10 protein-coding genes are annotated in these 15,605 nt (G+C 39.5%); 4 read left to right on the forward strand and 6 right to left on the reverse strand.

Translation table 11 applies throughout. From position 1 onward, the window contains the following. The first annotated feature begins 31 nt into the window (after positions 1–31). Both RRV45_RS03605 and RRV45_RS03610 read left to right on the forward strand, forming a co-directional pair. A complete protein-coding gene (locus tag RRV45_RS03605; protein WP_315667382.1) occupies positions 32–1,432 on the forward strand; it encodes a M28 family peptidase in 1,401 nt (466 codons plus the stop codon). A 134-nt stretch (positions 1,433–1,566) separates the two neighbouring features. Next, the gene (locus tag RRV45_RS03610; protein ID WP_315667383.1) at positions 1,567–2,511 is read left to right on the forward strand and encodes a DMT family transporter; all 945 of its coding nucleotides are present in this window, start codon (positions 1,567–1,569) and stop codon (positions 2,509–2,511) included. Positions 2,512–2,527: 16 nt separating this feature from the next. Here RRV45_RS03610 and RRV45_RS03615 read toward each other — a convergent pair whose 3' ends face one another. The 6 genes from RRV45_RS03615 to RRV45_RS03640 all read right to left on the reverse strand — a co-directional run bounded on the left by RRV45_RS03615 (position 2,528) and on the right by RRV45_RS03640 (position 9,552). Then, positions 2,528–3,490: a D-2-hydroxyacid dehydrogenase gene (locus RRV45_RS03615; protein WP_315667384.1), complete on the reverse strand. Its 963-nt coding sequence runs from the start codon at positions 3,488–3,490 to the stop codon at positions 2,528–2,530. Between the two features lie 375 nt (positions 3,491–3,865). Continuing rightward, on the reverse strand, positions 3,866–4,684 hold the full coding sequence (locus RRV45_RS03620) for an MBL fold metallo-hydrolase (RefSeq protein ID WP_315668920.1): 819 nt from the start codon (positions 4,682–4,684) through the stop codon (positions 3,866–3,868). Between the two features lie 176 nt (positions 4,685–4,860). After that, positions 4,861–6,345: a TerD family protein gene (locus tag RRV45_RS03625; RefSeq protein ID WP_315667385.1), complete on the reverse strand. Its 1,485-nt coding sequence runs from the start codon at positions 6,343–6,345 to the stop codon at positions 4,861–4,863. A gap of 672 nt (positions 6,346–7,017) precedes the next feature. Next, positions 7,018–7,458, reverse strand: coding sequence for a hypothetical protein (locus RRV45_RS03630; protein WP_315667386.1), 441 nt, complete (start codon positions 7,456–7,458; stop codon positions 7,018–7,020). An 11-nt stretch (positions 7,459–7,469) separates the two neighbouring features. Beyond that, positions 7,470–7,820: an ASCH domain-containing protein gene (locus RRV45_RS03635; protein WP_315667387.1), complete on the reverse strand. Its 351-nt coding sequence runs from the start codon at positions 7,818–7,820 to the stop codon at positions 7,470–7,472. A gap of 61 nt (positions 7,821–7,881) precedes the next feature. Continuing rightward, a complete protein-coding gene (locus tag RRV45_RS03640; RefSeq protein ID WP_315667388.1) occupies positions 7,882–9,552 on the reverse strand; it encodes a glutamine--tRNA ligase/YqeY domain fusion protein in 1,671 nt (556 codons plus the stop codon). Between the two features lie 412 nt (positions 9,553–9,964). On the opposite strand from RRV45_RS03640, the gene RRV45_RS03645 reads away from it, so the two are divergent. Both RRV45_RS03645 and RRV45_RS03650 read left to right on the forward strand, forming a co-directional pair. Then, complete coding sequence (locus RRV45_RS03645) at positions 9,965–12,685, forward strand: dynamin family protein (RefSeq protein ID WP_315667389.1); 2,721 nt, start codon at positions 9,965–9,967, stop codon at positions 12,683–12,685. Between the two features lie 126 nt (positions 12,686–12,811). Then, entirely contained in the window at positions 12,812–15,595 is a 2,784-nt protein-coding gene (locus tag RRV45_RS03650; RefSeq protein ID WP_315667390.1) for a response regulator, read from the forward strand. Positions 15,596–15,605: the final 10 nt, after the last annotated feature.

A 15,605-nucleotide genomic window follows, 5' to 3' on the forward strand; every position in this document is an offset into this window, starting at 1 on the left:
TTTTAATTAAACTATATCTAGGAGGGATTCTATGAGAAAACCATTTTTATCTGTGGCATTAGCAACCACATTAGCCTTTGGTGCGATTGGAACTCAGGCTGTATTTGCTAAGCCGAATGAAGCAGGACAAGCTCAGTCAGTTAAAGTATTTGATCACATGGTCATCAATAAGATTAATGCAGAAAATATTTATCAAAATATTGCACATTTGTCCAAAACCCCACGTGTAGCAGGGACTGAGGCAGAGGATCAGGCAGTTCAGTATATTAAAGAACAATTTGAATCGTATGGATACGAAGTTGAAATTCAGCCGTTTACTTATTATGGCTACACTCCTCCAAGTTCGATTGAATTGAGCGTTAATGGCTATGATGGAGAGCTGAGACCAAGTTCCTTTACATACACAGTAAGCGGCGATGTTTCCGGTGATCTTGTTTATGCAGGCTTAGGGAAGAAAGAGGAGCTTGCCAATACAGATCTTACTGGAAAAATTGCACTCATCAAACGCGGAGATATTAGTTTTGCTGAAAAAGTGTTAAATGCGGCTGAAAACGGCGCTGCTGGGGTGATTATTTTTAACAATACGAGCGGCGCAGTAAACGGAACGCTTGGCGAAGCAAATGATAATTACGTTCCGGCTGTCTCTTTGACACAAGCGGAGGGCGAGGCGCTTCTTGCTAAGCTAAATGCAGGAACAGAATTAAAGGCAAACTTAAAAATTGAGGGTGCTAGAGCGGGAGAAAGTCTTTCCCATAACGTAATCGCTACTAAAAAGCCGACAAATAAACAAAAAGATACGGGTAAAGTTATTGTCGTTGGAGCTCATCACGATTCTGTTGCAGGTGCACCTGGTGCCAATGACGATGCCTCTGGAACGGCAACGACCCTTGAGCTTGCGCGTGTATTTAAAAACGTGCCGACTGACACAGAAATTCGATTTATTACATTCGGGGCGGAAGAGCTTGGACTAATTGGTTCAACCTACTATGTTAACAATCTAACAGATGATGAAAAAGAACGCACCATTGCTAACTTTAACCTTGATATGGTTGGAAGCAGAGATGCGGGAGATTTAGTCTTGCTTACTCTTGATGGGAAGCCTAACCTAGTGACTGAGCTTGCACAGGCTTCAAGCACAAGACTTAACGGAGAACCAACTCCATATGGCCAGGGCGGACGCAGTGATCATGTTCCATTTGCCGAAGCAGGAATCCCAGCAGCCTTATTCATTCACAGTCCAACTGAGCCTTGGTACCATACGCCTGAAGATTCTATTGATAAAATCAGTAAAGAAAAGCTTCAGGATGTTGCTGAGATTGTAGGGGCGGCAGTCTATGACCTAGCTCGCTTTGACAACATGGGGCCAAAGCTGAAAAAAGGTCCTAAAGTAAAAGCTGATAAAGATCAGTACCATGAGCAGAATATAAGATAGTATGAAAAAATGAAGTCAGTTCTCTGTCAGGAGGGCTGGCTTTTTTCTTCATGGATTCAAATAAAATGATTTTGTAAAGAATTCCATGATAAAATAGGTTAATTATGTGAAAGTGAAGGAAGAAGGAAATCATTTTGAAAAATATACAAACCTATCTTTTGCTCATTGGGATCATGATTGCTTGGGGATTCAATGTGCCAATTGTCAAGATACTTGTAGGTTATTTTCCACCAGTAACCATTACCTCTTTACGAATTTTTACGGCAGGGATTTCAGTCTTTCTCATTATGGCTTTCATACAGAAAATAAGAAGGCCGAGTAAAGAAGAATGGAAGTTTATTATTTTTGGCAGTTTGTTCAACGTGGTCGGCCATCATTTTTTCTTATCAGTAGGTCTTACGAATACAACAGCTACAAATGGGGCGCTCATTTTAGGAACGGGTCCATTATTAACGGCCATTCTCTCGTCAGTCATCCTGCGTAATCGGGCAACATGGATTCAAATTCTTGGATTCCTATTTGGAAGTGCAGGGGTTTCTTTTATCGTATTATCGGGTGAAAAAGGACTATCAGGTCTTTCGATAGGTGACTTACATATATTCTTTTCGATTCTGTCACAAGCCCTCAGCTTTATTCTTATTAGCAAGGCAGCGAAAACAATGGATCCACGGCTTTTAACCGGATATATGCTGATCCTTGGAAGCGTTCTTTTATTTTTCATTAGTTTGTGGCAGGAGCCAAAAGGGTTTGAAGGGTTATTCGGTGCCCCTATCCTGCTATGGGTTGCCTTCTTTTCATCAGCAATACTTTCAACAGCCTTGGGGCATATGTTTTATAATTCAGCTATTAAAAAAATCGGACCCGCAGAAGCATCCATTTTCATTAATTTAAGCACGTTTTTCTCATTAGTAGGTTCGGCTGTTTTTCTGGGGGAAATCATAACTTCTATTCACTTATTTGGTTTGCTATTCATTGTTTCCGGTGTTGTTCTTGGATCAGGTGCATTAGAGGAGCTGCTGCGGAAACGGAAGAAAAGGGGAGTGGGGCAGACTCAGAAACCAAAAAAGGGATTCATGTAATCCCTTTTTTGCTATTTTAATAACCTTTTTGATAATCAACTAAATTAATTGGAAGCTTCTCCTCTTTTAAATAACTTTTTAAATTCGGGATAAAAATATCCTCAATGACGCGCTTATCGTAATGTTCGGTTGATCCTGCTGTATGTGGCGTGATAATTACATTTTCAAGCGCCCATAAAGGACTGTCTTCACTAAGAGGCTCTTTTTCAAATACATCCAAGCCTGCACCAGCGATTTTTCCTTCAATTAATGCCTTGGTTAGCTCTGATTCTACAACAATATCGCCCCGGCCAATATTAATGAAGAAGGATGAAGGCTTCATGAGGTTAAATTGTTCTTGTCCAAATAAATGTTTTGTTTCCCCTGTGAGGGGAAGTGTTACGACAACATAGTCACACAACGGTAAAACATCATTTATCTGATCAAGTGTATACATTTTATCAACAAACTCCTCAGGTTGACCTGAGCGGCGGAAGCCTAAAACATTCATGCCAAAGGCCTTGGCAATTTTGGCTGTTTCCTTTCCAATGGCGCCTACTCCAAATAGGCCCATTGTTTTACCATGCAGCTCAAGCTTTAATCCTGAATGATGCCATGTTTTTGTCTGTTGATTTTTCACGTATGTATGTATTTTTCTAGTAAGCGCGAGCATGAGTGCAAAGATTGTTTCGGAAATAGGGAAGGAATGGACCCCATTAGCTGATGTTAACTGGATATGATGGGAATTGAATTCCTTCAATGGCATACTGTTTATACCTGCCGACCATGATTGAACCCAACACAGCTTAGAATCAGGGGCTAGCACATATTCTGTTATTTCCTTCTTCCAGCCTGCAATAATTTCTGTTTCTTGTAAATGATCTTGCCAAATTTCCTTCTCTTTTCCAACAATAAGCTCCCAATCGGGAATAACTTCTTTTATGGCTTGGACTAAATCCTGACTTAAATTTTGGGTAACAACTAGCTTCCGTTTCTCCACAAAGACTCCCCCTAATTAATGCTATTTATATCATAGCAAAAAAAGGAAGATCCAATAAGGATAAATAGTTCATTGGAGAAAACTTTTAAAAAATAATGACTTTGAGCGTTTATTTGTTCAAACCGATCGTAGAAGAAATTTATGCGGACATTAAATCCGTTATTTGCATAAAATGCCCTCATTTTATGGGCTAAGCGGACACTGTGTACGTTATTTGCGAAAAAACGAAAGGAAATTATTGTTTTTTTACGAATAGGGGAATCTGTGTCCGTAAACATAAGGAAATACCCCATTTATGTGCAAATAACGAAACTAGAGCCCGCAAAGCTTCAGTTAGGCAAAATAGCACTATTAACCTTTATTGGATGAAATCAATTAATGAACCCCATCGACAAACCGCCCAAAATCTGGGATGGCGATTTTATCAAATTCTTTAACTAGCTTTGTTAAACTTTCTGTTAATAATTCCCCTGATACCGGTACTCCGTGACCTGTTACAGCATAGGCAGGTTGAAGGTCAAATAGTTTTTCAACCGACTCCCGTGATGACTCCCAGTCAGGAGTTAAGTATCTTGGCGGCCCACTTATTTCAAATTCCTGTGTTAGAACTTTATAGAGAGATTCTTGCTTAACCGTAACAAAGGCATCACCCGCAATAAGGGCACGGTCACTTTCTCTAAATAATGCTATATGACCAGGTGTATGTCCAGGTGTATGAACCCATTTCCAGCCCTGCATTTCTGGAACGTTTCCATCATCGGGAAGCGGGTGAACATGTCCCGAAATATTGATAGCCTCATTCGGGAAAAAAGGAGAGATTTTTGAAATCATTCCGCCTTCAACAGATGAATCAGGTTCTACATAATTTTTCTTCCCGGTTAAGTAAGGGAACTCTAGTGTATGGGCATAGACAGGAACTTGCCAGTGATTAATTAAATCAATAATGGCTCCAACATGATCGAAATGACCATGTGTTAAAATAATAGCTTTTGGTTTTGCACCCTCACCGTAGAGCTCTTCAGCAGCATCGATAATTTTTCTGGCAGATTGGGGCATACCTGCATCAACCAATACCCAATCTCCAGGGGTGTCAGAAATAGTGACAAAACAAATATTGACGATTTGAACGGTATAGCATTGGACACCTTGAGCGACAAGTTGAAACATGCCGCTAGCAATAGATGTCATCGGCATAACTCGTTCAGTTGAAGGACTTCCTTCCAAATTAACATCTTCCAAGGGGATGCCTCCTTTTCGTTTTGATATAAGTTTCCCCTTGTTTGAAGATGGGTATGCGGATTGAATTAATTAAAAAACAAAGAGCCCTTTTTTAGGAGAGGGCTCTTCAAAAAGCTATTTAGACTTCACGATTATGATAAAAATTCTTGAGGATTTAATCCTAATTCCATACAGATTTCTGAAACGATCTGCTTTTCACTAGGATCGAAGTGACCGTCTGCATAGCCGAGTGCGATACAATAACGAGCAACAAGGCGAGCAATTTCAGGCTTCGATCTGACACGCCCTAAAGCTCTAAATGCTTCAGCACGCCCGATAATAGAATCACGTTCAATTTTTTGGACAAAGTAATTAAATTGCTGCATCACTTTGCTTGTATCAAAAACGCGCAATTCTTCGCTTTGATTGACAAATTCCATCATTTTTTGTCGCTCGGAAGGATCCAGTCTGCCATCAGCTAATGATACGAGTGCACATGCTGCAACAACAGCATCTAGAACATCCTGGCTTTTATAGCGGGCAAATAATTCTTGAGCTTTTCTTTTTTGCTGGTTAGCCCATTGTGTATAATCAGTTTGATTAGGGGACCAGGCGTTTCCGCAGTTGTTGCATGTAAATTTAAGCTGGTTTTTGCCAATAAATCCTCCTAATAAACCGACCGGACCAAGGATTAACCCGCCAATTGCCGCCTTACCAAGACCAAAGCCTTTCTCACCTGTTCGTACATTTGAGGAACCACATCGAGTGCAATTAATATTGTCTCCGCCATAAGATTGCCCTGAGGAATAGCCTTGACCGTATGTAGGCTGATTATAGCTTGCCTGCTGGCCATAGGCAGGCTGATTGAAAGGCTGGCTTTGCTGCATTGTTTGATTATACGCTGGTTGATTATAGGAAGGATTGTGCGTATTTGGTTGACCGAAAGCCGGCTGATTATAGGCTGTATGTTGTTGGCTCGAAAAAGGCTGCGCTTGATGAGAGCCGGCATATGGTTGATTGATGGGCTGTGATTGATAAGCTGGTTGTGCAGAAGCAGGCTCATCATCTACTTGAACGCCAAAATTTCTGCAAAGTGCAGCTAACCCGCCTTGAAAGCCACTCGCAATGGCATTGAATTTCCACTCTCCGTTATGGCGATACAGTTCAGCTGCCACAATGGCCGTTTCTACAGTAAAATCACGTCCTAAGTCGAAACGAATTAATTCCTCATTAGTAATAGCGTTAAAAATTCGAACATAGGCATTAGCAACTTGTCCGAAGTTTTGCTGTTTAACATGTGCATCATGGATTGTGATGGTAAATGCAATCCGGTGAATAGAAGGAGGAACTTTATTTAATTCTATTGTAATTTGTTCATCATCACTGGCTCCAGCTCCAGTACGATTATCACCGCTGTAAATAATCGAACCATTTCCGCCCCTAGGGTTATTATAGAATACAAAATCCATGTCACTTTGGACCTTTCCAGAAGGGCCAACTAAGAATGCTGAGGCATCCAAATCATATTGAGAATGGCTGTGGCTAACATCCCAGCCTAACCCCGCCACGACAACCTCAAGACCCGGATGAGCCTTTGTTAAATCGACTTTCTGTCCTTTTCGTAAGGTAACACCCACTTTTAATACCACTCCTATCCCTATAGATTCATATCAATATAGTAACTAAGAAAACTTATCTCCGAATTTTTAATTTCAATTAATATTATAATGCAGAATGGAATCAAAAGGAAAATGATAACATCCTGGCTTTTATTTTAAATGGTATACAGTGTGTTTTATACAAAAAATGAACGCAGTCAACCATAAAGGAGATGCTTTCATTTTTTTAGATTCCTATAGAAAAAAGGGTACCAAAGAGCGCGCGATGTTTCCAAAATTTTTAGGCCTCCATTGAAAATTGGAAACAAAGAGCATGATGTATCCAAATTTTTCGAATTCCCATGAAAAAATGGAAACAAAGAGCATGATGTATCCAAATTTTTCGAATTCCCATGAAAAAATGGAAACAAAGAGCATGATGTATCCAAATTTTTCGAATTCCCATGAAAAAATGGAAACAAAGAGGATGATGCTTCCGAATTTTTCAGATTCCCATGAAAAAATGGAAACAAAGGGTATGATGTTTCCGAATTTTTCAGATTCCAAAGAAAAGTGGAAACAAAGAGCACGATGATACCGAGTTTTATAATCCCTAAGAAAAATGGCCAGGCTCTATAGCGAGGCTGACCATTTTTAAGATTATTATAGGGAAAAGTGACAGTTACATAGTAATGAAATGTACACCGACTTTTACCAAAGGGAAGGTTTTACTACCATTAGCCAGAGCATGACCATTAATAGAATAAGATAAAGCCATGTTGATTTTAAAAGCTTTTGGATAAGCTGCTGTTGATTTTGTCCAGGCTCATGAAAACTTCGAAAAATAGGAGTGAACGCCCTTGCTAGAAAAAATACGGAACCAAACATAACAGCTAACGTAGCAATAATCCATGGTGTTTTCCACGTCCAATGACCCATAGCAATAAGTAATGCACCACTCCCGACAAGGAGATGTCCGGCATGCTTTACAAGCCGGACTGTGAAGCGGAAGATATCCAGGTAGGCAAGCTGGACTTCATGTTCAGCTCCTCGTAATTTTTTCGCTATCGGAATTAAAACGAAAAATGGACCAATGGAAAGAACAGCACTGCCTACATGGATGTATAGGATAAAGCGATATAGTGTATCCATGAAAAATACGATTATTCCGAAACAGGACGGAACTCATGCACCCATACTCTCATTTGCGGCAGCCAAGGCATGCCAGGGTGATAGGATAGAATGGATTGCTTATAATCCTCAACGGTTTCATAGCCTTCTTGCTTGGCATGCTCATCTGTTAATTCACCTAAAGATTGTGAATAAACCTTCTCAACGACAAATTTATGTCCCTGAAGGTCCATAATCTCACCGACATCTGCATAGCGGCCATTTCGGCGCGTAGCCGTTTTTTTTCCTGCTAACACCAATTCTATGTCTGCTGGTAAAGTTATAAGTCGCTCAATTGTACAAGTTTTTGGCGGAAGTGTTTGATTTTCATTTTGGTTTGTCATTTTTGTTTCCTCCCTTTGATGTGTTAAGTATGAAAAAAATTGATGCAAATGGTGATGATTATTATAGCTTGAATGAACTCTTTAAGGAAACAATCCGGTTAAATACAGGCTTTTCAGCCGCTGAATGCTTTGGATCCACGTTAAAGTAGCCATGACGGAAAAATTGGAATTTATCCTGTGCTTTAACATCCTTCATATTCGGTTCAATAAAGCCTTGAACGATTTCAAGTGAATTTGGATTTACATAATCCAAAAACGTCTTTTCTTCCCCAGGATTGTCCATTGCTTCAGCTTCCAATTCCGAATCAAGTATTAATGGCTCATATAAACGAAATTCAGCTGGAAAAGCATGTTTAGCATCAACCCAGTGAAGGGTTCCTTTCACTTTACGTCCTGTAAAGCCTGTCCCGCTTTTTGTTTCAGGATCATAAGTGCAGTGAATTTCAATGACCTTGCCTTTCTCATCTTTAATCACATCATTACATTTAATGAAATAAGCATGCTTAAGACGAACTTCATTTCCTGGGAAGAGGCGGAAATACTTATTCGGCGGATTTTCCATGAAGTCATCCTGTTCAATATAAATTTCTCGAGAGAATGGAATTTGCCGTATACCCATTTCTTCATTTTCTGGGTTGATTTCAGCATCAAGCATTTCGACTTGATCTTCTGGATAATTCGTAATCACGACTTTAAGCGGGTTCAATACACCCATAGTTCGCGGTGCAGTCAGCTTTAAGTCTTCTCTGACAAAATACTCAAGCATAGCCTCATCTACAGCACCAGATCCTTTAGAAATACCAGTTGCTTTAACAAATTCACGTATTGCGCCTGGAGTAAAGCCTTTTCTTCTTAATCCAGAAATCGTTGGCATCCGTGGATCGTCCCAGCCATCGACAAAGCCCTCGTCCACAAGCTGCTTAAGCTTTCTTTTACTCATGACTGTATTCGTAATGTTAAGCCGTCCGAATTCAATCTGCTGCGGCTTGCTTTCCATTTCGCATTCTTCAATAAACCAATTATAAAGCGGACGCTGATCCTCAAATTCAGTCGTACAAATCGAATGAGTGACATCTTCAATCGCATCTTCTAAAGGATGGGCAAAGGAGTACATTGGGTAAATGCACCATTTATCGCCTGTATTATGGTGGGCAGTATGTGAGATGCGATAGATGACAGGATCACGCATATTTATATTCGGTGAGGCCATATCAATTTTTGCACGAAGCACCTTGCTGCCATTTTCGAATTCGCCATTACGCATGCGTTCGAACAAATCTAAGTTTTCCTCTACTGAACGATTGCGATAAGGACTTTCTTTTCCAGGCTCAGTCAGTGTCCCGCGGTATTCCCGGATTTCTTCCTGGGATAAATCGTCAACATAGGCTTTACCTTTTTTAATAAGGAGAATGGCACGGTTATACATTTCCTCAAAATAGTCGGAAGCGAAGCGGAGGTCCTCCCACTCATACCCAAGCCACTTTACGTCCTCCTTAATGGAGTCAACATACTCCTTATCTTCTTTTAATGGGTTGGTATCATCAAATCGTAAATGTGTTTTTCCGTTAAACTCATCGGCAAGACCAAAGTTAATGACAATGGATTTCGCATGACCGATATGAAGATACCCGTTCGGTTCGGGAGGAAAACGAGTAATGATATCTTTATGTTTTCCTGATTCCAAATCCTCGATAATAATATTTTTAATAAAGTTTGACGAATTTTGTTCCAAACCGGTATCAGCCTTTCTATATGTAGGTAGTTAATTCTTATTTTACTGTTATTACCCAAGTAAATCAATCGAAGGGGATAACCATATCCGATTGTATGGATATGACATCATGTGAAATTGTAATTATATTGAGTTTTGCTTAGAATGAAAAGAAAAGCGCAGCAAATTGTTTGCAAAATAGGAAATTAGGGTAATCAAGTAGGATCCAGGCATTAGGACTTTTGCCCATTATTTAATTTGTTACATAAGAATACAATAATGTAATCAAAATTGAAAATTTGCCATAAAAATATTTTGTTAGAATAAAAGAATAGGAAAAAAGTAAATAAAGCTACTTAGGCTTTAGCCGTTTCGGCTCGTTTTGATATTAGTTGAAAATATCAAGTATGTAAAAATTTTCTGCGGGGGTAGCATGATGACAATAGATGAACAGTTAATAGGAAAAAGTTATTACAAGATGTTAGTGGAAGGAAAAGAGAATATACATCCCATCAAGGCATTAGGTGAACTGTATGTGGAGGAGCAAAAGAAAGCGATTTCGGATCTTTCCTTTATTCGGTTTGCTCAAGGGGAGATTTACTTCCAGAATTATGATTATGAAACAGCTATTTTTAAATGGGAAAATATTAATAATGAGCTTGAGCCATGGGCAAAGAAGAATATGGCAGATGCTTATTTTGAACTAGAAATTCTCACCACAGCGGAGGAATTGTACCGATCAATACAAACAGATTCAGATGTTCTAAAAATGGAAGTGCTTTTACAGCTATTTTCCACCTATGTCGCACTGGGTAAGCTTGATTTTGCAGTTGAGGCGATAAAAGAGGCTGTTTCTTTTAACCCAGACTATCGGGATGTAACGAGCATCGCTAAAGAGTTTTTTGAAAAGCATCAGGATTGGAAAAATGCCATTGAGCTTGCTGTTAATGAATCCGTTCGGACTAGAGACCTTGTTTGGTTTGATATTCTGCAGATCTATGTCGAGCAGGGAAAGGCAAAGAAGGCAGAACCTAATTATTTCAATGAAGCATTAGTCACATTATTTAAGGAGGATTTGGCAAAGTTTGAAAGACTGGCTGTTTCCTTATGGAATCATTATCGAAATGGAGACTTATATTTTGCTTGGATTAAAGAATTTAATCACATCCTTCTCCATTTGGAAGGGGGAAGCTCCCATTCATGGAAAGAGCTTTCGGCCGTGTATTATGATACATATTTCGAATTAATAAATGGGAAGTATTTAATAAGAGAAATTTCACATTTAATTCCGAATCATTTAAGCAACTGGGTGAAAATGGCTGATTCTGCCTATTCCTCCATTGCTGCAGCTTCAGCTCTTGCCTGGGGTGAAATTTTCCCTTCAAGCATTGAGCACTCAGCCATCAATTTAGCAGAGAATAAGATGGGCCAAATGATGCACTACGGCAATGGATTGGAAGATGGATTCGAGCTATTCAAGACCATTGTCTCTTGGGCAAGAAAGAATGGAATAGAGATTGGCCACCGATTCCAATGGATGGTGAAGGAGCTTCTAGATCTTAATGCACCTTATCTATTAATTGCAGGAGCCGCTGGCAATGAGAAATCGGATTTTATTAATCAATTACTTGGGGAAAGAGTAATTGATGACTCAATTTCAACCACCGTTATGTTCAAGGATGATGCGGCTGTGGAAATACAGGAGATCACAGATGAAGGAGAAAGGGAAATTTCTCAGTTATCCGATGTCAGCGATAACTTACAGACTGTGATCCTGTATAAAAAGCCTGCGCCGTTTCTTCGCGAAAAGCAGCTTGCCTTTATTGATACACCTGGGGTAACTGGTCTGAACCGATTCAGAAATGAAGTATTTCAATATTTGCAGCTCGCTGATAGTCTGCTTTTTGTGCTAAATGCCAATCATGCTTTTACAGAGGAAGAGCTTGAAATTGTCGTGAAAATTCGCGAGCAGGCACCAGATCTTCCTATTCACTTCTTATTAAATGGAATAGATGCTAATGAATTGGAGCAGGAAGTGATAGACAGAGCCACATCTAAAGTGAATACTTATTTTTCAAAAGCAAGGCTATTTGCTTATTCTGGCCATGATGACCAACTTGAGCCTTTAGCTCATTTCTTGGAATCTATCACTAATCACGAGAATCTTGAAGAAAAAAGAACGTCTAAGGTTCAGCATTATATACGTAAGACGATTAAGTTTCTTCTGGAAAGACGCGTTGAGATGGAGAATGGCTTCATAGAATCGATTAAATGGAATGATGAGATGGTAACCAAATTAACGGGAGCCACTAATCAATTACGTGATTTGGAGGAAGATAAGGCCCGAATCATGAAAAGGTCGTTTACGAAGATAAAAGACGAAATCAAGCTGCAGCTAATGGAGGATATTCCTGAGTTGCTGAAAGAGAGTTCTAATTTGATCCAAGAGGACAGCGACTTTGGGAAGATCCATATTCAGCTGAATACAGAAATGAATAATCGTATTTGCCATCATATGGATGAAAAGATTATGCCAAGCTTTCATAAGGTAATTCATCAGTGGATTGACGAGGCGAGTGATGAATTTAGCGGGGCTCAGGAATTCCTGAATGAAATGGGTGCGGGCTTCAACGATCTTTATGAGGAAGATAAATTAATTCTTGCATGTGATTTTAAAGTGCTTGATGATTGGCGCAGAGATGCGGAACGGATGACAAGAGGAAAAGTGCAAATCGAAAATATTAATATATTAAACCGCTTTACTCCATCCCAATTTATTTTAAAGAGTGCAGGAAGATTGCTTGGGGCAATCCAGCCGAACAATCCAATGCTCCATAACAAATATAAACAATTTATTGAAAATGAGGACTATAGTGAAGTGGCTTCAGAAGTTGCAGATCAATTCTTCCAGCCATTTGATCTTTTTGAAAAATCGATTGATAGAGATGTTAGCATGTTTTTTAATCCGCCATTTGCTGAACTGCAGGAGACAGTAAATGAATCAGCAGGACTTATTGAGTCAAGTAAACAGTCTCTGAAGGAAATTAGAGAAAATCCTGAACTATACCGTGATCCGATAACTTTATTCCAGCTTAAGCTCATTCAGCAAGAATGGATGACAGATGTCCGAGAAGAGACTTATCAAAACCAGTAAAAGCAAATAAATGCCGCTCGGCTAGCATTTTAGCCGAACGGCCATACATAACGTTATAGCAGTCATTCTGCACTCATAAATAATTAAACCACTTAAACTTATTTCATCATAAAGGAGGCATATTCATTGAGTTTTAAAAGGAAGCAATATCTAAGCTTAGGCTTGACTGTATTATTTATGCTTCTATTGATGTTTGTCGTCCTATTTATGGCAAATTTAATAAAAGCGAATATGCTGGAGATTGTGAAGGATCGATACTATAAAGTGAATCAAGTTACTGAGATTAGAAGGCTCTTTGATCAAACGGATCGCCAACTGTTGCGGATTTTGATTGTTAAAGAAGAAATAAACCCGGAATTGGTTGAGAATTCTCTAAAAGATAATGAAAAAGGCATTATTTCAGAAATAATTAGTTTAAAATCTACCATTAATACCCCTAAAGGCATAAAGCTTCTAAATGAGATCGAAAAAACTTACACCTCTTACAATCAAATGGAGCAGGAATTTATTGCGAAATTTAAAAGCAGCAAGTTTGATGAAATGCAAACTATTTATGATGCAGAACGAAGCAATCGCGATATGCTTTTACACGACTTAGGAGAATTTATCGAGTATCAGGAATCATTAATGGATGAATCACTGCAAAGTGCTACAAAGACCCATGCCCAGCTTGTCATTGTGCTCGTATCAGCTGTTATGCTAGCCCTAGTGATGATTGTCCTTGTTACACTTTCACTCATTCGAACCACAAGTAAGACGATGGCAAAAATATTAAAGGGGCTTAATCGGATTGACTATAAAAATCTGTCAAAACTCCCGAGGGTGGAAATTCATACAAAAGATGAATTTGGTGAAATCGCAAAGTCCTTTAATGCCATGGCAGCATCCTTAGAAATCTATAATGAAAAAGAAACAAAATATATTTCAGAAATCACGGAGCAAAATTGGATACAAAGCAATTCTGCAGACATCATTCATCTGTATAGCCACCATGTCAATATTCATTCCCTCGGTGAAGCTCTCATTCGCCAATTATCCCATGCAATCAATGCCAATCTCGGTGTTTTCTATGTTAAAGAAACGGAAAACGGAAAGACTGTTTATCGAAAAAAATCTTCCTATGCAGAAGACGGTCAACATGCAGGGAGAGAGTTTTTTTATCCTGGCGAAGGGCTAGTTGGTCAATGTGCCATTGAAAAGAAGCATATCATTCTAAATGATGTGCCAAGCACGTATAGTCTAATTCATACAGGCCTTGGCAGCGTGGCACCAAGAAGCATTATGATGGCACCGGTTTTAGTGAAGGATGAAGTCGTAGCCGTTTTGGAGCTGGCAAGCTTAAGCGAGTTTACTTCCACCCAATTAAAGCTGATGGAGGAAGTGCTGGATACGCTTGGTATAGCTATTACAAATATATTAAGCAGAATGGAAATTGCTCGTTTATTAGAGGACTCACAGGCAAAGACAGAAGAGCTGCAAATGCAATCTGAGGAATTGCAGACTCAGTCAGAAGAATTGCAGTCACAATCTGAGGAGCTGCAAACCCAAGCCGAAGAGCTCCGAATGATTAATGAGCAATTAGAAGAACGCACAAATGATGCAGAGTTGAAGTCAGAGGAATTGAGGTCTGCCAAGGAAGCACTAGAAGAAAAGGCTAGGGAGCTAATGCAGAGCTCTAAATACAAAACAGAATTTCTTGCCAACATGTCTCATGAGCTCCGTACACCTTTGAATAGCATTCTGCTGCTCTCAGAAATGCTGATTGATGATCCGAATCACGGCCTGAATGAAGAACAAGTTGAGTTCACTAAGGTTATTCATTCGTCCGGTCAGGATTTGCTAGACTTAATTAATGATATTCTTGATCTTTCTAAAGTGGAGGTAGGGAAGCTTGAGATTCACTTTGAGGAAGTGAATATGAATGATTTTGCTAGTCGCTTGGAACGGAGCTTTGTTCCATTCGCTAAGAAAAAGAATCTTGAATTCTCAGTTACTGAGAGTGCAGGCGTACCGGCGGCAATTTTTACTGATGAACAGCGCCTTCAGCAAATGATAAAAAACTTACTATCAAATGCCTTTAAATTTACAGATGCCGGGTCTGTTTCTGTTACGTTTGAAAAGGCGGACAGCCATGAGATTTCCAGTTTCCCGCTAGCGAACTGCTCAGATACTTGGTTAAAGGTGATCGTTTCAGACACAGGAATTGGAATTCCAATAGGAAAGCAGGAAGAGATATTCGAGGCCTTCCAGCAGGTGGATGGAGCCACAATGAGAAAGTATGGCGGAACAGGGCTGGGATTATCTATAACAAAAGAGTTTGCACAGCTTCTTGGCGGGGTATGTAGAGTAAAGAGTGAAGAAGGGAAGGGCTCTAGTTTCACTTTATTTATTCCCAGTCTGCCTAATGGGTTACCAAAAAGAGCAGAGGAAACAATGAAAAATGAAGCGGCTTCCGCAAAAGATTTAGAATCTATTATTGAAACATCCATTGAAAATCATTCTATTAGTGATCAGGATGAAAGCCCATCATCTACGGTTCTGCAAGGAAAGTCGGTTCTCGTGGTTGATGATGATCATCGGAATATTTATGTGATAAAAAATGCTCTTGAAAAAGAGGGCATGCATGTTCTAACAGCCGAAAATGGCATGGAGTGTCTAGAGACAATTACGAAAGAAGAAATCATTGACATTGTGTTAATGGATATTATGATGCCTGTTATGGATGGCTATGAAACGATGAAAAGAATCCGTGAGCTTGAAGAATATCAGAATCTGCCCATTATTGCTTTAACAGCAAAAGCGATGAATTATGACAGAAGAAAATGCATAGAGTCTGGCGCATCAGATTATATCAGCAAGCCGCTAAAACTAGATCAGCTATTGTCTGCTATGCGTGTATGGTTATCTTAGAAAGTAAAAA

Source organism: Bacillus sp. DTU_2020_1000418_1_SI_GHA_SEK_038, assembly GCF_032341175.1.
Classification (GTDB): domain Bacteria; phylum Bacillota; class Bacilli; order Bacillales; family Cytobacillaceae; genus Cytobacillus.